General features: G+C 53.1%; 19 protein-coding genes. 3 read left to right on the top strand and 16 right to left on the bottom strand.

Annotated elements, in window-relative coordinates:
* Window positions 1-31: 31 nt before the first annotated feature.
* The 6 genes from BN6471_RS05960 to BN6471_RS05935 are packed head-to-tail and all read right to left on the bottom strand — an operon-like array spanning window position 32 to window position 7,818.
* The gene (locus tag BN6471_RS05960; RefSeq protein WP_066646451.1) at window positions 32-955 is read right to left on the bottom strand and encodes an ROK family protein; all 924 of its coding nucleotides are present in this window, start codon (window positions 953-955) and stop codon (window positions 32-34) included.
* Window positions 956-966: 11 nt separating this feature from the next.
* Window positions 967-3,237: a pyruvate formate lyase family protein gene (locus BN6471_RS05955; protein WP_066646449.1), complete on the bottom strand. Its 2,271-nt coding sequence runs from the start codon at window positions 3,235-3,237 to the stop codon at window positions 967-969.
* Between the two features lie 14 nt (window positions 3,238-3,251).
* Window positions 3,252-4,178, bottom strand: coding sequence for a glycyl-radical enzyme activating protein (locus BN6471_RS05950; RefSeq protein WP_082903361.1), 927 nt, complete (start codon window positions 4,176-4,178; stop codon window positions 3,252-3,254).
* A gap of 30 nt (window positions 4,179-4,208) precedes the next feature.
* Window positions 4,209-5,234 carry a sugar ABC transporter substrate-binding protein gene (locus BN6471_RS05945; RefSeq protein WP_066646446.1) on the bottom strand — a complete coding sequence of 342 codons (1,026 nt, stop codon included), beginning with the start codon at window positions 5,232-5,234 and terminating at the stop codon, window positions 4,209-4,211.
* A 55-nt stretch (window positions 5,235-5,289) separates the two neighbouring features.
* Window positions 5,290-6,294, bottom strand: coding sequence for an ABC transporter permease (locus BN6471_RS05940; RefSeq protein WP_066646443.1), 1,005 nt, complete (start codon window positions 6,292-6,294; stop codon window positions 5,290-5,292).
* Between the two features lie 15 nt (window positions 6,295-6,309).
* Window positions 6,310-7,818 (bottom strand): sugar ABC transporter ATP-binding protein, encoded by a 1,509-nt coding sequence (locus tag BN6471_RS05935; RefSeq protein ID WP_066646440.1) that lies wholly within the window; start codon window positions 7,816-7,818, stop codon window positions 6,310-6,312.
* Window positions 7,819-8,518: 700 nt separating this feature from the next.
* Here BN6471_RS05935 and BN6471_RS05930 point away from each other — a divergent pair.
* Both BN6471_RS05930 and BN6471_RS05925 read left to right on the top strand, forming a co-directional pair.
* Window positions 8,519-9,352, top strand: a complete 834-nt coding sequence (locus BN6471_RS05930) for a BtpA/SgcQ family protein (protein ID WP_066646435.1) — start codon at window positions 8,519-8,521, stop codon at window positions 9,350-9,352.
* A 2-nt stretch (window positions 9,353-9,354) separates the two neighbouring features.
* Window positions 9,355-10,290: a ribokinase gene (locus tag BN6471_RS05925; RefSeq protein ID WP_204213233.1), complete on the top strand. Its 936-nt coding sequence runs from the start codon at window positions 9,355-9,357 to the stop codon at window positions 10,288-10,290.
* A 94-nt stretch (window positions 10,291-10,384) separates the two neighbouring features.
* Here the strand turns inward: BN6471_RS05925 and BN6471_RS05920 are convergent, their stop codons facing one another.
* The 6 genes from BN6471_RS05920 to BN6471_RS05895 all read right to left on the bottom strand — a co-directional run bounded on the left by BN6471_RS05920 (window position 10,385) and on the right by BN6471_RS05895 (window position 16,159).
* Window positions 10,385-10,798 (bottom strand): Asp23/Gls24 family envelope stress response protein, encoded by a 414-nt coding sequence (locus tag BN6471_RS05920; RefSeq protein WP_242861845.1) that lies wholly within the window; start codon window positions 10,796-10,798, stop codon window positions 10,385-10,387.
* A 214-nt stretch (window positions 10,799-11,012) separates the two neighbouring features.
* The gene (locus BN6471_RS05915) at window positions 11,013-12,407 is read right to left on the bottom strand and encodes a sensor domain-containing protein (RefSeq protein ID WP_162270182.1); all 1,395 of its coding nucleotides are present in this window, start codon (window positions 12,405-12,407) and stop codon (window positions 11,013-11,015) included.
* 132 nt (window positions 12,408-12,539) lie between these two features.
* Entirely contained in the window at window positions 12,540-13,670 is a 1,131-nt protein-coding gene (locus tag BN6471_RS05910; RefSeq protein WP_066646429.1) for an aldo/keto reductase, read from the bottom strand.
* Window positions 13,671-13,674: 4 nt separating this feature from the next.
* A complete protein-coding gene (locus tag BN6471_RS05905) occupies window positions 13,675-14,073 on the bottom strand; it encodes a MerR family transcriptional regulator (RefSeq protein ID WP_066646427.1) in 399 nt (132 codons plus the stop codon).
* Window positions 14,074-14,088: 15 nt separating this feature from the next.
* Window positions 14,089-15,207 (bottom strand): aldo/keto reductase, encoded by a 1,119-nt coding sequence (locus BN6471_RS05900; protein WP_066646426.1) that lies wholly within the window; start codon window positions 15,205-15,207, stop codon window positions 14,089-14,091.
* A gap of 160 nt (window positions 15,208-15,367) precedes the next feature.
* A complete protein-coding gene (locus tag BN6471_RS05895) occupies window positions 15,368-16,159 on the bottom strand; it encodes an N-acetylmuramoyl-L-alanine amidase family protein (protein WP_066646424.1) in 792 nt (263 codons plus the stop codon).
* A 259-nt stretch (window positions 16,160-16,418) separates the two neighbouring features.
* On the opposite strand from BN6471_RS05895, the gene BN6471_RS05890 reads away from it, so the two are divergent.
* Complete coding sequence (locus BN6471_RS05890; RefSeq protein WP_066646422.1) at window positions 16,419-17,294, top strand: LysR family transcriptional regulator; 876 nt, start codon at window positions 16,419-16,421, stop codon at window positions 17,292-17,294.
* Window positions 17,295-17,303: 9 nt separating this feature from the next.
* Here BN6471_RS05890 and BN6471_RS05885 read toward each other — a convergent pair whose 3' ends face one another.
* Genes BN6471_RS05885 through BN6471_RS13160 form a run of 4 tightly spaced genes read right to left on the bottom strand, consistent with a single transcriptional unit; the run spans window position 17,304 to window position 20,360 of the window.
* Window positions 17,304-18,473, bottom strand: a complete 1,170-nt coding sequence (locus BN6471_RS05885; RefSeq protein WP_066646420.1) for an iron-containing alcohol dehydrogenase — start codon at window positions 18,471-18,473, stop codon at window positions 17,304-17,306.
* 44 nt (window positions 18,474-18,517) lie between these two features.
* The gene (locus BN6471_RS05880) at window positions 18,518-19,093 is read right to left on the bottom strand and encodes a DapH/DapD/GlmU-related protein (RefSeq protein ID WP_066646418.1); all 576 of its coding nucleotides are present in this window, start codon (window positions 19,091-19,093) and stop codon (window positions 18,518-18,520) included.
* Between the two features lie 36 nt (window positions 19,094-19,129).
* Window positions 19,130-19,798, bottom strand: coding sequence for a flavodoxin (locus BN6471_RS05875; RefSeq protein ID WP_066646416.1), 669 nt, complete (start codon window positions 19,796-19,798; stop codon window positions 19,130-19,132).
* A 4-nt stretch (window positions 19,799-19,802) separates the two neighbouring features.
* Window positions 19,803-20,360 (bottom strand): cyclophilin-like fold protein, encoded by a 558-nt coding sequence (locus BN6471_RS13160; RefSeq protein WP_066646414.1) that lies wholly within the window; start codon window positions 20,358-20,360, stop codon window positions 19,803-19,805.
* Window positions 20,361-20,577: the final 217 nt, after the last annotated feature.

The raw sequence follows: 20,577 nt of genomic DNA, 5'->3' as shown, positions 1-20,577 counted from the left end.
TCCGTTCATGATGATCCACATCCTATTGTGCTTATGCTCCTGTGCCGATTGCCGCCGCGCCGACGAGGGGCGCATATTCTCCCAGCTCGGCTTTTTTGACGGCCAGCTTCTTCCTGTTCGTCCACGCAGGATATCCCTGCGCATATACCCGCTCTTTGAGCGGTTCTACCAAAAGCTTTTCATGGGCGCATAATCCTCCGCTCAAGATGACCGCCTCCGGCGACAGTACGTTCACCAGCGCCACGATGCCTTGCGCCAAAATGCGGACGCAATCAGCGATCAGTGCAAGCGCATCCCCGTCCCCGCCGTATGCCATCTCAAAAACATCTTCCGTGCGCGCACCCGCATCCAGCTTTTGCGAAAACCGTTCCCTCGCGCCGAGCAGGATCCCCGTACCCGAACAATACCGTTCCAGGCATCCGCGGTTTCCGCAGGCACATCTCCTGCCTCCCGGCTCGACGCAGATATGCCCCAGTTCCCCCGCCGTGTTCATGCCGCCGCGGAATATTTTCCCATCCATCACGACGCCGCAGCCGATCCCCGTCCCCAGCGTGATACAAGCGATGCTGCCGTATCCCCTGCCTGCGCCGTATAAGGCCTCTCCCAAGGCCGCCAGCCGGGAATCCTGGTCAATGGCGATGTTCTTGTTCCACCGCCCACGGAAGTATTTGCCTGCCGGCTGGCCTGTCCAGCCGATATTCGGGCAGTATTCTATGGCCCCTGTTTCATGATCCACCGTGCCCGGGACACCGATCCCGACCCCGCCGATTTCCTCCATACACAGCCCTGCTTTTTCCAGCATCCGCTCCGCCGCATCGCATATCCGGCCGATCATTTGTCCTGCCGGGATGTGTTGCATGGGAAGCTTTTCCATCGCGAGGATATGCGCCTTACCGTCTATAACGCCTATGCGGATTTTTGTGCCGCCGATATCGATCCCAATATTCTTTTGCACTGCCGGCCTCCTCACCCCCAATAGGAACGTTCCCTGATCTCATTGCGGGTCGCTTCGTCCAGCGTCACGTACAGTGCGCTGAAACCCGTCACACGTACCACCAGGTCGCGGTAATCCTCCGGGTGTATTTCCGCTCTTTCCATATCCTCTTTGTCCACCACGGACGTTTGCAGGTACAGCGCGCCGTGGCCGTTCAAATATTCACTTACCGAGCGGATGGCCCCGGGCGGCGTGCCCGCGCAAAGGTGCAGGTCCACCGTGCAGGCATTGTCCGCCAGCGAATGCGCAAAGGCCGTGACAGAACGCAGGGCCGGCGTGATCCCGCTACGGATCGCCCCATGATCCGGGGCCGTATTCAGCGAAAAACGTTCCCCCGCTTTTCGCCCGTTGGGCGTCGCCCCCGTCACGCTTCCCAGCCGGTTCACCGTTTCGTAAAAGCTGTATAGCCCCGGGCGGTACCTGTTCCCATTATAGGTGCGGTAGCTGCGTACCCGCTCGCAGCAATACCGCGCCAGGCCGGCGGCGATCCTGTCCACTTCTCCTTGTCCGTTTCCATATTTGGGCAGTCGGTTTGCAAGCCTGCTGCGCAAAGCATCCTGCTTTTCATAATTGCCTTGCAGGATACCCGCCAGCTCCCCGATGCCCATTTCCCGTTCGTCATAGACCAGTTTTTTGATTGCGTAAAGCGAGTCCGCCGCTGTGGCAAGCCCCGCGATATTCATGCCCTTGCTCCAATATTCGCTTCCGCCCTCGTCTACGGCCAGCGCCTTTTTAATGCATCCGTCGATCGCCGCGGATACCAGCGGTCGGAAAAAGTATTGTGCGTAGAAAGGGTTCGCATCGTTGCTCCCCTCCACATACAAATCCATAAAATAACCGACCTGTTCATAAAAATTCCTGAGGAAGGCTTCATAGGTTCGCGGTGTTTCCTGCAAAAGGCCGATCTGTTTACCGTCCAGATACCCGCCCTGTATCGTCACCAGCAACGCCTTGGGGAGGTTGAAAAAGCAATTCATCGGGTCGGTATACCCTTTCCCCGCGATGCCGGGCTCCACACAGCCGATATGGCAATAGTTACCGATATCCTCTTCCCGAAAATAGCCGTCATACCTGCGCAGCCCTTCGCGGCCGTTCTTGGGATAGGCGATCGCCGGATGCCCATGACCGCTTGCAAGGATCGCGTAGCATCGATCCATCAGCGCCTGGTCTGTCTTTTCCGTATACTGTACGACCGGCTTTGGCTCAAACGTCCTGAAAAGGTCGAGCGCCTCGATCGCCATACGCGATATGTCATTGGTCGCGTCCCCGCCCCCTTTGGTATATCCGCAGATATCCATGGTCTGCCCATCGTCTAAATGCCGCACGTGGCTGATGCATTTGAGCGTCAGCCAGGTAAGGCCGTTTTCCGGGATGTTCTCCTTTAAAAAGCCTTGTCCCTCCGAACGTTGCCCGTCGTGCTGTGATTTCAAATACCCCGGTGTGAATTTCAACCAAAATTCGTAAAACAAGTCGCGCGCCTGCTCTTTTGTCAAAATGCCTTTTTCTATGTCCCGCTCATAATAGGGGTACATGTACTGGTCAAACCGCCCGAAGGAATGGTTGCTCACGTCGTCGAACTGTGTGCACATATGCAGGAAATATACGCTTTGCAGTGCCTCGCGGAACGTCCTTGCCGGGCCGGCGGGAACGCGCGTGACCGTATCTGCGGTCTCCAGATAGGCGTCCCGTTCCTCCTGCCTTGCCGCTTGCGCCGCTTTTTTCCTGAAAAAGCCTGCGTAACGCAGGGCAAGCCGCTTCACCGCTTCCCATTCCTGCTTTGCCGCTGCCAAAAACGCTGCCTGTTTCGGGCTGAGCCCGGTATCTTTCATGCGTTTACCGATCTCCGCCAGCAGCCCGTCGATCCCCGTTTGCAACAGCCGTTCAAAATGGGGCGCGATGTGCCCGTCTGAAAACGGCCAGATAAAAAACATTTCCTCGCGCAGCGCATCCAGCAATTCTTTCCTGCACCCTCGCGGATATTGCCTGATCTCTTCCATCTCCTCCGCAAAAAGGTGCCTGGGGCGCGCTGCAAACTTATCCCCACCGTTTCCCGCGAGCAGGCTCCCGGGGATATAATTGGTTTCGAGCTGGTCCATCACCGCGCAAAAAGCGTCCGCATGCCGCAGGATCCGGCTTTTTTGCGGGTCAGGCGTAAATCTGATCTCCTGCACGGATATGTACTTTGACATCTCGCCGTAATCAAACGAAATATCCCTGATCTTTCGGATCCTTTCAGAAACCATGTCTGCCCCTTCCCTTATCCGAACAAGCGGCCGACCGCCTCTTGCAGTGCGGCGCGCTGCTCCCCGCCGGAAGCCGGAAGCCCTTCCGCCCCGTACCGCCGTCCGAGCGCCCTGTATTTTGCAGCTCCCAGCGTGTGAAACGCCAGCAACTCCGGTGCGCTTAGGCCAAGCCCTTTCACATATTTCGCGATCTTGCCTATCTCTTCCCAGCCGTCGTTTACGCCGGGGATCACCGGGATCCTGACCCGCACGCGCGCTCCGTTTCCTGCCAGCCATTCCAGGTTGCTTAAAATACGCGCGTTGCCGCTGCCGCATGCTTTTTTGTGCTTTGCATCGTCATACGCTTTGAGGTCATATAAAAAAATATCCGTATACCGTGCGGCCTGCTTGAGCGCTTCCCGTTCTATGTGACCCGCGGTCTGCACCGCGGTGTTGATTCCTTCTTCCCTCGCCAGCTTTAATAAAGCGGCTGCATTTTTGTGATACAGCGGTTCCCCGCCGCTTAGTGTCATTCCGCCGTCCTGCCCGAAAAACTCCCTGTCCATGCATACCCGCTCCAATATCTCCTGCGCCGTCATGTACTTTCCGGCTATCTTGAGCGCCCCAGCCGGACATATTCCAGCGCATTTTCCACATGCATCGCATACGGAGCGGCCAATGCGCAACGCGTGTTTGTTTCCTGCCTCCAACGCTCCCCGCGTACATACCCTTATGCACTGTCCGCAGCGGATACAAAGATTCTCAAAGTACATCAATTCCGGGTTTTCATCCTGTGATTCCGGGTTTTGACACCAAAAGCAGCGCAAGCTGCATCCTTTCAGGAATACGGTCGTCCGGATTCCCGGCCCGTCATGGTACGAAAAATTCTGTATGTCGAAGACGCAATATTTTTCCATCACCCTGCCTGCCGCGGCATTGCGGGGCATGGACGGGTCGTCCATGCCCGCGCATACCGCATCGAATATGGGCCCTTATTTGTGGGAAGCCATATATTCGTCCACGTTGTCCTTTGTGATCAGTTCGCACTCGATCAGCACGTCTTTTTCAAAGCTTTCGCCGTTGAAGTGCTTGTACGCAAGCTCAACGCCCATTTCACCGAAGCCAAATGGGTTCTGTGCCACGGTAGCGGCCATTTCTCCGTCCTTTACCGCCTGCAGGCCTTCGTCCGTCGCGTCAAAACCGATGAGCAGCACCTTGTCCGTCAGGCCGTGCGCCGCAATCGCTTCCTTCGCGCCCAGCGCCATCTCGTCGTTCCAGCAGAATACCGCATTGATCGCCGGATCCTGCGTCAGGAAGGTGTCCATCAAGTCCATGCCCTTGGAACGGTTGAAGTCCGCCGGCTGTACATAGTTGACTTTCACGCCCTTTTCATCCATCACTTCGTTAAAACCAACGCCGCGCTGCGCCGGGATCACACGGCCGATCAGGCCCTGCAGCTCCGCAATGTTCCTGTCGTCCCCAGTATTTTCCAGCAAGTATTCTGCCGCCACTTTTCCGCCCTGCTTATTATCCGACGTAATAAACGCGGTGTAATCGCCTTCCGCGCCTGTATCGAGGATAAATACCGGGATGTTCGCTTCATTGGCCTTTTCCGTGATCGCCGTGCCGGTATCCGTTTCAAACGGGCTGACAAAAAGCGCGTCCACGCCTGCGAGGATCGCATCCTCCGCCTGGCTGACCTGTTTTGCCGGGTCGTCCTGTGCATCGTATACCGTGACCGTCGCGCCCTTCGCTTCGGCCGTCTGCTTCACGCCTTCCGATACGGACACCCAGAACGGGTTTCCTTGGTTGGGCGATAAGAATACAAAGTTATACGCATCCTTTGCCGCCGGTTCTGCCGAAGCATCTGCCGCCGCGCCGTCAGACGGGGCCACGGATGCCTCCGCACTCTGCGAGGCCGCTTCCGACGGTTCCGCCGCGGGCGCCGAGCATGCTGCCATCATGGAAAACAGCATTGCGATCACCACTGCCAGTACTACCAATTTCATTTTCTTCATTCATTCTTCCTCCTATCGTTTTTTGGGTTGTACCCAAACCTCATTCCATTTAGTTTTAAGCTTCGCCTGCCTGCGCCATCGATTCTGTGAGGTTGATCCGCAGGCGGTCGATGATGACCGCGATCATGATGACAACGCCTACCGCCACATCCTGCCAGAATGCGTTGATCTGCAGCAGGTTGAGCCCGTTTTCTATGATGCCGATGATCAGCGCGCCGATGATCGTGCCGTAAATCGTTCCCTCTCCTCCCTGCAGGCTCGTGCCGCCGATAACGACCGCTGCGATCGCGTTGAGTTCATACCCCTGCCCTGCGTACGGATGCGCGGAATTGATACGTCCCGTAAGGACGATGCCTGCAATCGCACAGCACACACCTGAGATCACATACGTGAGCGTACGGTAAAAGTTGACGTTGATGCCTGAAAGGCGCGTGGTGTTTTCATTGGAGCCAATGGCATACACATACCGTCCCAGTTTTGTCTTGCCCAAGACCAGGTACGCGATTACCGCCACGATGATCAGGATCAGCACCGGGACGGGGAAGCTCCCGCCGATCGTACCCGACCCAAACCAGCGAAAATCCTTGGGCAGGTTACTGATCGGGATACCGTTGGTAAAAAGCAGCGTCATCCCCCGGAATACAGACATACCCCCCAGCGTGATGGCAAAGGGAGCCACATTGAATTTTGTAATGATGAAGCCCTGCATGAACCCAAAACCGATGCCCGTGACAAGCGCTACCAAAACGGCAAGCGCCAAAGACCCTGTCGCTACCATGACCCCCGCGGAATATGCGCTTGCAAGGGCAAGCAGCGAACCGACGGAAAGGTCAATGCCGCCGCCGATGATGACGAACGTGCCGCCGATGCCCAGGATTGCCATGATGACGACCTGCCGCGCAACGTTCAATAAGTTGGGGCCCGTCAAAAACTGGTTGGACGCGATCGCCAGGATCACGACCAGCACAGCCAGGCTCCAGAACACGCCCGTTTTTAAAAGGATCGCTTTCAAGCTCTTTTTCTTTTTGGTCTGAACCAAATCATTCCCTGTTGTAAACATAGGATTGTACCCTCCTCAAATTTTGTAACCGCGCTGGATCGCCGCGTTCATGATAGCTGTTTCCTGTATCTCGTCACCGCGGAGTTCCGCCGTCATCCTGCCCTCCGACATTACGATCAGGCGGTCACACATGCCGATCAGCTCGGGCATTTCGCTGGATATCATGATGATCGATATCCCTTTTGCACAAAGCTCGTTCATCAGCTTATAGATCTCATGCTTCGCCCCGACGTCGATCCCCCTTGTCGGTTCGTCCAAAATCAGCACCTTGACGTCCGTCGCCAGCCACTTCGCCAAAACGACCTTCTGCTGGTTGCCGCCGCTCAAATGCCCGACTTTTTGCGATAACCCCTGGGTTTTGATGTCGAGCTTGCCGATCATTTCCTTGGAAAGCTTCTTTTCCCGCTGCGGACTGATGAAAAGGCCCTTGACCATACTTTTCAGCACGGCCAGCGTGATGTTGTCCTTTACCTGCATATTGGCGAGGATGCCTTCTTCCTTGCGGCTTTCCGACAAATACACCAATCCGTTTTCCACCATATTCTTGATTTTTGGTTTGGCGATCTTCTTTCCGAACAACTCGACGCTGCCCGCATCGATCGGGTATTCCCCAAAGATCATCTTCATCAGCTCGGTACGCCCCGCACCCACCAGGCCGCCAAAGCCAAGGATTTCGCCTTTCTTGAGTTCAAAGCTGACGTCCCCTACAAGCCCGGCTTTCGTCAGGTGCTCGGCCTTTAGCACAACCTCGTCCTGCGCGGTATTTTTATGCTCATACATGGAGGATATCTCGCGCCCCACCATCAACGTCACGAGCTTTTCCTCATCGAGTTCTTCCGTTCCGTATGTGCCGACCTTCTGCCCGTCCCGCAGCACGGTGATCCTCTGCGCTATCGCAAAGATCTCTTCCAGCTTGTGCGATATGTAGATGATGGAAACGCCTTTTTCCTGCAGGCTTTTGATGATCTTGAAAAGCTGTTTGGTTTCATTGAGCGTCAGCGTTGCCGTCGGCTCGTCCATGATGATGATATCGCTGTTCTCGCACAGGCATTTCGTGATCTCCACCAACTGCTGCTGTGCAACGCTCAAATACCGCACCTTCCTCTTTACAGGGATATCCAGCTCAAGTTTTTTCAGCATATCCTCAGATATCCTGGCGCTTTCCTTTTCGTCGATGAAACCGCCCTTTGAATGTTCCTTCCCCAGGCATATGTTCTGTGCGACGCTTAAGACGGGGATCAGGTTGAACTCCTGATGCACGATCGATATCCCCTGCCTGTTTGCGTCGTGTGTGTCCACCGGATTATACTCCTGCCCGTTCCGGTACATTGTCCCCGCCGATTTTTCCGTGACGCCGGAAATGATCTTCGACAGGGTCGATTTCCCCGCGCCATTCTCGCCGATCAGTGCATGTACCTCCCCCGGATAAAGGTCAAAATCCACTTCGGACAAAACCGTAACGCCCGCATAGGCCTTGCTGACTCCCTTGACCTCAAGGACCGGTGTTCCTCTTGCGTTGTTCATCCGCTTGTTACCTCCCACAAATAGATAAAATCTTTCCGTACTATTTCAATACCAAACCGTCTTTTTGCCTTCCCTCCTCCATATTCAAATATAGCTATGATCATCCCGGCAGATAACGTCGCGCATGGTGGCGCACATTAGCCGGAACCAAATAAATTTCCAGTAAAAAAAGGTGCATCGTGCGGGCGGGCTTCGCCGCCTCACATCTTTAGAATGGAAACGTGTACCTTTTCGTTCAACAAAAAAAGCAAAAAAAAACACCCTTTCGGGTGCCTGAATAAACAGATATGGCCTGCTTGAAAAGGTACACTATTTAAGCTGTTTCCACATGTTTCCAGAGTCTTATGCCATCATAAAATTGTGTCTGTTGATACTTCCATTATAACAAGCTGATTTCTATTGTCAATTGGTATTTTATTATTTTTCACGCACATATGACATTTTTCAAATAAACTTTATTCCATTCTCGCCCGTGCAAATGTGAGCCGCAGGCTTTTTTGTAAAATATTGACACGCATTTTCGAGTATGTTATATTTTAAGTACTATTTCAACACTATCCTGAATTTCTATTCCAAAGCCGTTACCAAAAAACAAAAATCGTACGGACGATTTAGAGATGTCTTTTTTAAGCCGCGGATTTTTTATTCCGCGCTATTCTTCAGCAATTTATTTGCTGTTTTTTCAGGAGGTCAATTTATTATGGATACTTGGATCAAAGAAACATTTGCACAGCAAAAGCCCATCATCGGCATGGTACACCTTCTTCCGCTCCCCGGCTCTCCGCTTTACGATCCCCATTGCATGGGTATGGACAAGCTGACCGAGATCGCGGTGGAGGACGCCCGGCGGCTGGAGCGCGGCGGCGTGGACGGCCTGCAGGTCGAAAATATCTGGGACTATCCTTACCTCAAAGGACAGGATATCGGTAACGAAACCGTAGCCGCCATGGCGGCCATTGCCGTAAAAGTCAAAGAAGCGGTACAAATCCCCATCGGTATCAACTGCCACTTGAACGGCGGCTTTGCCGCGACCGCGGTCGCCCTTGCCGTAGGAGCCAAATGGGTACGCGTGTTTGAATGGGTCAACGCCTATGTGTCGCATGCCGGCCTCACCGAGGGCATCGGCGCCAAACTGGCGCGTTATCGTTCCATGCTCAAAGCGGAACATATCAAATACCTGTGCGATGTGAACGTCAAACACGGCAGCCACTTTATCATTTCCGACCGCTCCATCGCCGAACAGGCCTACGACGCGCAAAGCGAAGGGGCCGACGCCCTGATCGTGACGGGCTTCGAGACAGGCGTTCCACCCACCTACGAAAAAGTCAACGAGCTTTCCTCCGCGATCTCCCTGCCCGTTTTCCTGGGTAGCGGCATCACCGCGGAAAACGCGAAGAGCCTGCTTTCCTGCTCGGACGGCGCGATCGTCGGCAGTACCTTCAAGAAAGACGGCAACTGGAAAAATTTGGTGTGTGAGGAAAACGTCAGGCATTTCATGGATATCGTAAAAGAAATCCGCAAAGAGGGGGTATGAGCATGGCCTTATCTGGCAATGTCCTATGTATGGGCAGTATCAATATGGATTTTGTCATGTACGCAGACCACATTCCCGCCCCGGCCGAAACAGTCGTCACGGATAATTTCCATACCTTTCCCGGCGGCAAAGGCGGAAACCAGGCGGTAGCCGCTGCGATCCTGGGCGGAACCGTCAAATACTTTGGCATGCTGGGTACGGACAGCACCAGCAAAGAGCTGCTGGGCTATATGTCTGGAAAGGGGATCGATACGTCGGGCATTCTGATCGACCCGGATCATACTGCGGGCATCGCCATGATCTCCGTAGACCGCAGCGGCCAGAATTCCATCCTCTTTTGTCCCGGCGCAAACAGGCAGTGCCTGCCCAAACACATATGGGAGCATGAAGACGTTTTTTGTGCGGGGGACGTCCTTTCCATCGGTATGGAGATCCGGGAGGACACGGTGTATGAAGCGATCCGTGTCGCCGGCAAAAAAGGGATGTTCGTCATCGTCGATCCCGCCCCTGTTCCCCAAAACAAGATTCCCGATGACATCCCGCCCCTCGTAAATATTTTCAAGCCGAACGAAATCGAGGCCGCGAAGATCGCCGGCATGGATTTTGTCACGCCGCAAAACGTATCGGAAGCGCTTGCACGCCTGCAAAAGATGGGCTTCCCGCTTCCCATGGTCACGCTCGGCAAGCACGGCGTGGCGGCCCTGATCGATGGAAGAACACAGCTTTTCCCCGCCTACCCGGTCGATTCGATAGACAGCACTGCCGCCGGCGATATATTCACAGGCGCGCTGGCCGCCCATCTTGCGGCAAACCATCCTATCGAAGATGCCATCCGTTTTGCTTGCGCCGCCTCTGCCATTTCCACCACGCGGAAAGGCGCGCAGCCCTCCGTCCCTTCCTTATCGGAGGTAAAGGCATTCATGGAGGCAAACGGCTGAACTGTTTCGGTTTTCCTCATGTAAAAGGCCGCCTAAACCAGGCGGCCTTTTACTATCCCGGGCTCCCGGGTTCCTATAGTATTTTTACGCTCGATCAGGCATATGCCGCCGCTTCATTGCCCACTGTGCTCAAATCCAGCTTCTGGATACGCACATTGACGGCCGTAACTTTTAAGCCTGTCATGCTCTCGATCGACTGTATGATATTCGCTCGTACACTTTCCGCAACCACCGGGATCGCCCTGCCGTACTCCGCAACGATGGCTGCGTCAACCATGACTTCCTGCCCTGCGACCGCAACATTGATGCCTTTGCTTAACTTTTTCATGCCCAGCAGCTCACCCATTCCTTCGATAAAGCTTCCGCTCATCGATGAAACGCCGGGGACGTCCGCCGCTGCAAGCCCTGCGATCGTTGCCAACACCTCATTCGCATACCGTACCGTTCCATAGCTTTCACGCCTGACCAGCGTCGTTTCGCCGGTCGCTGTCATCTCATTTGCCAACATTGTTTTCACGCTCCTTTTCAGATGGGGTCGTTTTGTGTTCGTTTTACTTTTCTGCTCCCTGTCTTCCAACCATTAAAAACAGCATACCACACCTGCAGCGCATAGAAGCCATTTGTTTACAAATTCTTTTCATTTTTATTACATTTCTATTTCTTCCTGCATAAAAAAAGCCTGTACATTCGTGTACAGGCTCCTTCATACCGTCTCCAGCCGTTTATCCCATTGTCGTATTACTGCGGAACGACCACTCCATACCGCTCCCCATGTCGCTGTCATAAACACACGCCCTGTCTTTCCCCAGCCGCTTCGCTTCATAAAGCGCGATATCCGCTTTTTGGTACAATTCGTCAAAGGTCTTTCCATCCTTGGGAAAGGAAGCCGCCCCTACGCTGCATGTTACCTTTGCAATGATCCCGTTGTGCTCAAAATCCTTCTGGAAAGCCGCACACATCGCCTGCGCGAAACCCGCCAGGCGTCCCGGCTCTTTTACATCGCGTACAAACACCGCGAATTCATCCCCGCCGATCCGCCCGATCACGTCATGGTCGCCGAAAACGGCTGTCATCCGCCGCGCCGCCTCACTGAGGACGCTGTCGCCGAACACATGTCCATATTTATCGTTCACGCCTTTGAATGCGTCGATGTCGATCACATACATGGCGCCGCTGCCTTTGCCGCGCGATTCCTTCAAAACCTTTTTTGCATACCGCTCTGTTGCCCTGCGGTTATAAAGCCCTGTCAGCGGATCGCGCTCCGACTGGGTGCGCAGCTCTTCTTCACGCCTCTTTTGTGCGTCGATATCCTCGAGGATTCCCACCGCATGCACCGCATTGCCATCGCTGTCGTAGATATTGGTCATCGTGATCCTGCGCCACAAATACTTTCCTTCCGCAAGGCGCGTACGCACCTCGCAAGACGCGGTAGGTTCCCCCTTGCGTATTTTCGCGTACATTTCCAAAAAAACAGCCGCGGAATCAGGATGTATGGTCTTGCCTTCCACCAAAGCGTCGGGCACGTTTTCCATCCTGTTGTCAAATCCGTACATACTGGCGGATTTATATGCATGTATCATCACACGCGTCTTGATATCATAATCAAAGATCGTGTTGTCCATTTGCGCCAGCGCGATCCTGAACCGTTCCTCATTGATGCGCAGCTCTTCCTCAATCTTCTTGCGCCCGGATACGTCTATCGCCACGCAGAACAGTATGTCCTTCCTGTCTTCCCGCGTAAAATTGCCGCGCACGAGGATCCACGCAGTTTGCCCGTCCCGGCGCACCATCCGGTGCTCTGTCTCAAAGACCTGTCCGCTTTCCAGCGCCTCTTTCAGGCTGGCCCGCACGCCCGGCAGGTCGTCCGGCAAAATCGTCCGTACGATCTTATTATTAAGCTCCCGCGCCATCTGCTGCGGCGTATAGCCGTAAAGCTCATAAAATTCCCTGTTCCCGTCAAGCAGCTTAAGATCCTTATTGATTTGTATCTTGCAAATCCCTACGGGAATATGCGACAGCATTCCATCCATATTGCTGCCTTCGGTTCTTGTTTCATAAAATTGCCCCGGGTATTCTGCCCCTGAGAGGTTCTCCCGCTTCGGATCTGGTTTTCCCACACAATACACATCTTTCATATCATATCGTATCAATCATATATCTTTTCCTTATTGTAACAGTCAAACTACTATCCGTCTATGAAAAAGTCACACTTTTTTGGATTTTTTGCATACATATGGGCAAATTTTAACCTATAGGCTCAATTCTTTGTCGATTTTACTAAGCCATTGCGCAATCGGCAGGCCCTGCGGGCACTTTTGTTCACACGCCCCACATCCAACGCACCTTGATCCCGGCCTGCCAAAAAAATTATAGCGCCGTTGGGGTTCGCGCTGGTAATCATAGATAAGCCCGTCATTGTAAATATCCATGATCCATGGGATATCGATCCCCTGCGGGCAGGGCATACAGTAAGAACAGCCCGTGCACGGGATCCCCTCACGTTTTTCATAAATATCCCTGATCTCACCGAGCAGCTCCGTCTCCTGCTGGGTCAGGGGCGTTCCCGCCGCCTGTGCGCAACGAAGGTTTTGCCGTACCTGTTCCATATTGGACATTCCGCTCAGCACCACTGATACCTCTTCCTGGCTCCAGACCCAGCGCAAGGCAAGGTCGCTGAGCGTCCCCTCATAGCCCCGGCGCTTCATCAGCTCCTTTACCTCCCGCAGGGGGTTGGCAAGCTTTCCGCCGCGTAATGGCTCCATCACAACGACCGCGAGCCCCTTTTGCGCCGCCAGCTTGAGCCCCTTTGTCCCCGCCTGCGACTGCGTATCCATAAAGTTATACTGGATCTGGCAAAAGTCCCAGTGGTCGTATCCGTTCACGATCTCTTCAAACGCTTCATACGGCCCGTGGAACGAAAAACCGATATACCTGGTTTTCCCGCTTTTAACAGCAGCCTCCGCCCGCGACAACAGGTCTTGCTCCACGATCACATCCCATGTCTTTTTACCGATTCCATGGAACATGTATAAATCGATCTGTTCAGTATCCAGCTTTTTTAGTTGCTCATCGAGGATCGCATCATAATCTCCTGCCGTATGGATGCACTGCATCGGCGCTTTGGTCGCCAGCTTTACCCTGTCCCGGTATCCGTCCGCAAGCGCCTTTCCCACCATTCTTTCGCTCTCGCCCGAATGGTACAGGTAAGCCGTGTCCACATAATTGACGCCATTATCGATCGCATAGCGTATGATGTCCACCGTTTCCTTTTCCGTAATGTCCGGGCTTAGGACGCTCCCGTCTTTTGTCGGCAGGCGCATACAACCAAACCCCAGCGCCGAACCTTTCCAATCGAGGTTCCCGAATTTCCTGTATTGCATAAACTTATTTCTCCCGTTCTTTCTGCAGCTTTCGCAAATGCTTTTCCATCTTCATCGGCCCCTGCTCATAGTGCGCGATCTTGTCGTTCAACCGCTCCAGCGAGGCCTGCATATCCTCCATCCGTTCCAAAAGCCGGTTTCGCTGTTCGATGAGCAGCAGCTTGCGCGCCTCGACCGTGCCCTCCCCTTTCTGGAACAGCGCCACGTATTCGATCAACGCCTCGATCTGCACGCCTGCCTTCCGCATACACTTCATCAGCCCGACCCAATTGCATGATTCCTCGCCATAATCCCTGATCCCGCTTTTGTTGCGCGGGACAGGAGGGATCAGGCCGATGCGTTCATAATAGCGCAGCGTATCCACCGATATATCAAATTTCCTGCTTACCTCCGTGATCGTCATCTTCCGTTTCCTCCCTCACTCAAAGGTTTTCGCTACATCCTGAAGGTACTTTACGATCCCAAGATGCTGCGGGCACTGCCGCTCACAGCTCCTGCATCCAATACAATCAGAGGCCTTGCCGTGTGTCTGTATATAATTTTCATAATACGCCCCTTGGACGGAAAACCCTTTCGGGTTGGCCTGCTTTTCAAGGTTGTAAAGTGCGAAGTATGAAGGGATCGGGATGTTCTTTGGGCAGCCGTCCACACAATACCCGCATGCCGTACAGGGGATGGCAATGGTCGCGTTGATCTTATCTACCGCCTGCTTCACGATTTCCCTTTCTTCTTCATTTAACGGTACAAAGGCTTCCATATACGAGGTATTATCCAAAAGCTGCTGCATATCGCTCATTCCGCTCAGCACCGTCAGCACGCCCTCATGGCTCGCCGCAAAGCGTATAGCCCATGACGCTGCCGAGCTGTCCGGCGCATATGCCCTGAATAACTGCCCCACCTTTTGGGGGACGTTTGCCAGCATGCCCCCTTTTACAGGTTCCATCACAATGATCTCTTTCCCATGCCTGCGCGCAGCCTCATAGCATTTGCGTGACTGTATGCTCTCATTTTCCCAGTCAAGGTAATTCATCTGCAGCTGGACGACGTCCACTTCCGGATGTTCGGTCAGGATACGGTCTAAAAGCGCCGCGCCGTCGTGGTACGAAAAGCCGATTTTACGGATCTTGCCTTCCTCCTTTTTCCGGCGGATAAAGCCAAAGCTGTCAAACTTCTGCGCAATTTCGTAGTGCGAAACGTTCAGGTTGTGCAGCAGGTAATAATCAAAATAATCTACGCCGCATCGATCGAGCTGTTCTTTGAATATCCGCTCCATGTCATCCTTTTTTTCCAGGAACATGGTGGGCATCTTCGTCGTCAGCATAAAACTCTCCCGCGGATGCCGCTTCACCAGGGCTTCGCGCGCGACAGTTTCGCTGGTAAATTCGTGGTACATATATGCCGTATCAAAATATGTGAATCCCCGTTCCAGAAAGGTATCCACCATTTGTTTAACCTGCTCCACATCCACGCTTTTAGGATCGTCGCCGTCAAGAAGCGGGAGCCGCATCAGCCCAAATCCTAATTTTTTCATATCCATATCGTTCCCCCTTTTCCTCACCACTATAGCGTAACATCTGGAGTCAACTCCATGTCAAGCATTTTCTCAAAAAAAAGAAAAGCCTGTAAATGCAATACACGCTTTTCCCAACAAAAATTTTTATGACCTACTATGGATGGATCGGCGTTTTTTAATCCCTTCATCGTCCCGTTTCTGCCAAATACCGCTCGATGCCCGCGCCCACCGCCTGTGCGATCGCCTGCTGGTAATCGTCCTCCTGCAGCTTCTGCTCCTCCTTTGGATTGGAAAAGAAGCCGCATTCCACAATGATGCTTGCCTGGTCTCCCGGGCGCAGGAGCTGGTAATCCCCCGCATTCACGTCCCGGGGATCGGATATCCCAAGCTGTCCGTTCAATTCCTCCTGCACATATTGCGCCAGCACATATCCTTTTGCGGCAGTATTCCGGTAAAAAACCTGCGGCCCCCTGACGGCCGGATCCTTGTCAAAAAAATTCTGGTGTATGCTGACGAACAGGTCTGCATGCGAGTCCATTATGATGCTTTCCCGTTTATGCATGTCCTCTTCTTTGGTGGGAGCGATCATATCGTCCGTTTCACGTGTCATGATCACTTCATACCCCTTTCCTTCCAGTACAGCTTGTAATTTTTCAGCGATTTCCAGGTTGACCTCTTTTTCCAACCGGCCCGTGGATACGCCTGTCGTGCCCACATCGCATCCCCCGTGCCCCGCGTCTACGATGATTCTGATCCTGCCGTCGTCCGCCGGAAATCCCTGTTTTACGCTCAGCGTCTCTTCAGGCTGCACTTCCCCATCGCCGCCCGCTTTCGAGATCGCCACCGGGAATATGCGGACAAGGGAAAACGCCCCTGCCAGTATAACCGATACCATAACGATAAACAGGAAAAAACGTTTTGTCAGCCTCCTGCGTTTTGTCCTTTGCCCGTAAGGCTTCTGCGAAATGTACCTCATGATGCCTCTCCCCTATGTTCCCTTTTTCCAAACAAAAACTTTATATGGAATACGGTAAAGGGTCACGGCATCGTTTTCTCATCGGTTTTGCATCATTTTTGTAATGTTTTGCAGAAAAGCGGCCCTTGCCGGGGGTATGGACGGTAAACCAGGATACAAATACCCTTAAAAATGAGTTATACTTATAATAAGCATATTTGCATGCTTAAAGATTATAGTTTGACGGCCTATACTGAAATCCAACCGGGAGGATATTTCTATGGAATTACGGGTTCTTCAATACTTCCTTGCCGTTGCGCGGGAACAAAACATTTCCGCAGCGGCGCAGTCCCTGCATCTTTCGCAGCCCACGCTTTCGCGGCAGCTAAAAGACATGGAAGACGAACTGGACAAACAGCTCTTTATCCGCGGCAGCCGCAAGATCACGCTGACGGAAGAAGGCATGCTGCTGCGCAGGCGGGCAGAAGAAATCATCGACCTCGTCAATAAGACCGAGCACGAGATCGCAGCGTCGGGCGACGGCATTGCGGGCGATATTTATATTGGCGCAGGCGAGACAGATGCGATCCGCCTGGTCGCCAGGGCAGCCCAGAATTTACAGGCCGAATATCCCCACATCCATTATCATATTTCCAGCGGCGATGCCGTCGACGTGAGCGAGCACCTGGATAAAGGGCTCATCGATTTTGGCGTCCTGCTCGATCCGGCCGATCTATCGAAATACGATTCCTTAAGACTTCCCGTAAAGGACGTATGGGGTGTGCTCATGCGCAAAGACGCGCCCCTCGCAAAGCACGCGTCTATTCATCCGGAGAACCTGTGGAAAGAACCCCTGATCATCTCCCGCCAAGCCATGAAAGGTGATATCCTGCCGCAATGGCTGCGAAAGGATGAGGGCCAGTTGAATATCGTGGCCACCTACAGCCTCCTTTACAACGGGTCGCTCATGGTGGAAGAAGGCCTGGGGTATGCGCTCTGTATCGACAGGATCATCAATACGACCGGAAGCAGCGCGCTTTGCTTTAAGCCATTGTCCCCCCGGCTTGAGATTGGGATCAATATCGTCTGGAAAAAATACCAGTTCTTTTCCAAGGCGGGCACAAAATTTTTGGAAAAACTGCAGGAGCTGTTTTAACGGCTTTGCTCATCCCATGCTTTCTTCCAAAATCATCCGTACATCTGCAGCCGACAGTGCCCGGTATCCGCCGTCCATCATAAAAGTGCTGTTGGCAATCCCGTCCAGCATTCCTTCCGTCACGCCAAGCTCTTTTACGCTCATTACCAGCCCGATCTCTTCCATGTACGCCTCCATGCGGTCAAGTCCTTCCCCTGCGATCTCCCGATCCGTTTTGCCGTCCGGGGATACGTCCCATACATTGACGGCATAGCGTTTGAATTTCTGTAACCCGTCCGGCAGGATAAACCTATAATATGGCATGGATACCGCGGAAAGCGTCATACCGTGTGTGGCGTCGGTGTAAGCGCCCACAGCCTGTCCGATCATATGTACCATCCAATCCGTCGCTTTCCCCTTCGCCACCAGTGTATTGAGCGCCCAAGTGGCCGTCCACATAATATTGCTCCGCGCCTCATAATCCATCGGATTGGCCACTGCTCTTTTCGAGCTATGGATCAACGACCTCAAAAGCCCCTCCATGATATAATCGGACGTGTTATCGTCCCCGCCGGAAAAATATTGTTCCAGGATATGTGACATGATATCAAAAAAGCCTGCCACCATCTGGTATTTCGGCAGCGTAAAGGTGAAAATCGGATTAAGGATCGAAAACTTCGGAAACACGTTGTCGCCAAATACATGCCCTATTTTCAGCTTGCTTTCATGATTGGTGATAACTGTCCCGCCGTTCATTTCCGAGCCGGTTCCCACCATGGTAAGTACGCAGCCGACCGGAATGATTTTATTGTCCACATCCTCCATACGCAGGAAATATTTATCCCACGGGGCTTCTTCACAGTACGCGGAAACGGATACCGCTTTCGCATAATCGCATACGGATCCTCCCCCAACGGCAAGGATCAGGTCGGCATTGCTTTCCTTTGCCCTCCTGCAGCCCTCGCAGAGCTTTTCCACAGTGGGATTGGGCATGACGCCCGCATCCTCGAATACCTCCTTGCCGCAAGTTTTGAGGATATTTACCACCTCGCCATAGATCCCATTTTTCCGGATGGAACCCCCGCCATATACCAGCAGTACGTTTTTTCCGTAATTTTGCAGTTCCCCGCTTAAGGAATCCAAGGCCCTTTCCCCAAAATAAAGTTTGGTCGGATTAGAATAACTGAAATTTCCTAACATAATAATATCCCTCCTAAAAATTTTCCTGTGCAGCCCCGATTGACTCAGGCTGTTTCGCCGATCGGTTTGAGCAAAGCTGCCGGGACTCCCCCTGCGACCATGTTCGCCGGTACATCTTTGGTGACGACCGCGCCTGCGGCGATGATTGCATTGTCGCCAATGGTAACGCCCTGCAAAACCGTTACGTTCGCGCCCAGCCAGGCATTTTTACCGATCACGATAGGCGCCGGATAAAGTGATTTCCGGTCGTCCGGCGCAAATCCATGGTTGAGCGTTGCCAGTACGGCGTTGTGGCCGATCAACGCGCCGTCGCCGACCGTGATCCCGCCCTGATCCTGGAACCGGCATCCCGAGTTGATAAAAACATCTTTCCCAATCGTTATATTCTTCCCGCAATCCGTGTAAAACGGCGGAAACAAGCCGAACGATTCGTCTATCTGTTTTCCTGTCAATTTGGAAAACAGCTCCCTGATTTCCTCCGGGCTGTGGTATGCGCCATTGAGTTCCGCTGTTATCTTCATTGCTTCGTGCGCAAGGCGGGTCATGTATTTATGCATCTGTGATCCCCCCTTGACGTGTAGCCCCTTGTTCAAATGTGCCAAAAACATATCAAGATCCATGTTCCTTCCCTTCCTTGTTATTTATCCTGCGGCCAGTTAAATATCCAGTCCGGACAGCCAGTCCAAAATTTCTTCTTCGCTGGTTCCGGCGCCAAAACGTGTGCCGGGAAGCCAGGCAACGCTGTCTGCACAGAGGCTGTGCAAATCATCTGCGCTGCTGCCGATCCCGCTGCTGCCTGACGTGCAAAAGGGCACGATGGTTTTGCCGCCAAAATCATAGCTTTCCAGGAATGTACTGACGATGCGCGGGGCTTGTCCCCACCAGATCGGGTATCCCAAAAAGACAATGTCGTATTGGGCCATGTCTTCCACATCTCCCGTAATGGCGGGTCGCGTTGCAGCGTCACTCTGTTCCCTTCCCGCCCGGCTGCCATCGTCGTTGTAATCAAGATCCGCATCCGTATACGGCTCCTGCGGTTGGATCTGGTAAATATCTGCGCCCAGTACCTCCGCCGCAGCATTTGCCACTGTTTCCGTCGTTCCCGTGCAGGAAAAGTAAGCCACTAAGATTTTCGATTCTCCTGTGCCTTGCGGTGTAGGCGTTGTCTGCGGGAGCCCCTGCCCCTGTTCGCTGGATGCTTCCGCAGGCGTACTTTCCGCTGCCGGCGTGGCGATCACCTCCACCTGTGTTCCTGTCGGCGCATTGCAGCCCGCCAAAAGTAAAAATACCGATAATATTGCTGATACGATATAAATTCGTTTCATTCTTTCACTCCTTTTCGATTTCTATCATGCCGCTCAAATTTTGGATGTGCCCGCCGCCCGCGACCGCCTCCCCCAGGCCGTATAAACTGCTGCCGGGATCGATGCCGCCATAGAACATGACCACGTCACCCCATGGCTCGTAATACGCAAGGCTTCCCACCTCGCCGCTCGCTGCCGGGGCGTCTTTCACATCCAACGTTTGCCGCGGATAAAAAATTTTTTCAGTACCGCCAAAATCTTCCACCTCTACTGAGAGGGGCAACTGTTCATAAAGCTCCCTCGCGGCTGCCGAATCGTTCAGTTGAAATACGATCTCTTGCTCCCCCGCCTTGACCCGAATGACCATCCTTTCCGTCTTGTCCCCTGATGCCTGCTGTTCCTCATTGACTGGGGGTTGCCCGGCCGAGGCTTGTGGATTATCCGCAGCGGCTTTCTCTATGCTTTCTGCCGTACCCGCCGAGATTGCAGCCTCCTGCGTCCCTTTGTAGACCTCCTCCCTTCCACAGCCGGTCATTATCAACATAAGCGCCGTTATAAGCGCGATAACGATTTGCTTTTTCATGATCTACCGCCTCCTTCCTGCCTTTGTTCCGATAAGAATATTATATTTTACCGGAGAAAATATGTAAAATACCTATATTAAATATAATGCGATGCTTTTAAAGCATAATAAAGTCTCGCTCAACTTGCACGCATCAGTTAAATGCACATTAAAAAGACGCATGTATCGCCATTTTATGCTATAATAAGGAAATAATACATAGTGAGTATAGGTTGGG

The sequence above is a fragment of the Christensenella timonensis genome (genome assembly GCF_900087015.1).
GTDB lineage: Bacteria > Bacillota > Clostridia > Christensenellales > Christensenellaceae > Christensenella > Christensenella timonensis.
This window is presented reverse-complemented; position numbering and strand designations above follow the sequence as displayed.